Consider the following 1,325-nt stretch of genomic DNA (forward strand, 5'->3'; position numbering starts at 1 on the left):
CGACTGACAGTGATGATGGAGGTGAGCACCTCCCGTCCGGGGTCTGACCCGCCGACTGACTGACCTTGGGTCCTCAACGGGATCTGTCGGCCCTGGTCGGGAGGTGCTCGTGTGCACTCACCGGACGTGGCGGGGTGACCTTATAGGAGCCTGGCCAGAGGCCCCATCACTGTCTTGTCCGTCCGCTCGGCTGGTGCGTGCCGCCCTGCCCACAGCCATGAGCGACAGGACGACGATGGCCCCCATTACACCCGAAGACACAGCGATCAGCGAGGTCGCCGGTGGAGTCGACACCCATCAGGACACTCACACCGCTGCGGTGATCGACCAGGTGGGGCGGGTGCTGGGCACCGAGCAGTTCCCCGCCACCACCGCCGGATATGCCGCACTGCTGGCCTGGATGCGCTCGTTCGGGCGGCTGGGGCGGGTCGGGGTCGAGGGCACCGGCGCCTACGGTGCCGGGCTGGCCCGCCTGCTACACGACCAGGGCATCACGGTGGTCGAGGTCGACCGCCCCGACCGCAAGACCCGCCGGTTCCAGGGCAAGTCCGACCCGATCGACGCCGTCCAAGCGGCCAAGACCGCCCTGGCCGGCGAGCGGACCGGCACCCCCAAGCAGCGTGACGGCCGGATCGAGGCGCTGCGGAACCTGCGGGTGGCCCGCCGCTCGGCGGTCGAGCAGCGAGCCGACACCCAACGGCAGATCAAGGCGTTGATCGTGACCGCTCCCGACCAGGTGCGCGAGCGGCTGCGTCACCTGCCGGTCCGGGAACTGATCGCCGTCTGCGCGGACCTGCGACCCGACCGCACAGACGCCGCATCCCCCACGGCCGCCGCCAAGATCGCCCTGCGTTCCCTGGCCCGCCGCCACCGGCAACTGACGGCCGAGATCGCCGACCTGGACGAGCTCCTGGAGCCCCTGGTCGCCGCGATCAACCCCCGTCTGGTCGCCGCGAACGGCGTCGGCACCGACGTCGCCGGGCAACTGCTGGTCACCGCCGGCCAGAACCACGACCGGCTGCGCTCGGAAGCGGCGTTCGCCATGCTCTGCGGCGCCGCCCCGATCCCCGCCTCCTCCGGCAAGACCAACCGGCACCGCCTCAACCGCGGCGGTGACCGCCACGCCAACGCAGCGCTCTACCGCGTCGTCCTCTGCCGCCTGCGCTGGGACCCCCGCACCCGCGCCTACGCCGAACGACGCACCCAACAAGGCATGACCAAAAAGGAGATCATCCGCTGCCTCAAACGCTACATCGCCCGCGAGCTCTACCAACTCATCACATCAAACGATCTTGAACTCGCCGCTTGACATCCATAGGAGCATC

General features: G+C 69.9%; 1 protein-coding gene. It reads left to right on the forward strand.

Annotated elements, in window-relative coordinates:
• The first annotated feature begins 244 nt into the window (after positions 1 to 244).
• Positions 245 to 1,309, forward strand: coding sequence for an IS110 family RNA-guided transposase (locus tag EBO15_RS43395; protein ID WP_378240633.1), 1,065 nt, complete (start codon positions 245 to 247; stop codon positions 1,307 to 1,309).
• Positions 1,310 to 1,325: the final 16 nt, after the last annotated feature.

It is taken from the genome of Actinomadura harenae (genome assembly GCF_003696215.1).
Classification (GTDB): Bacteria; Actinomycetota; Actinomycetes; order Streptosporangiales; family Streptosporangiaceae; genus Spirillospora; species Spirillospora harenae.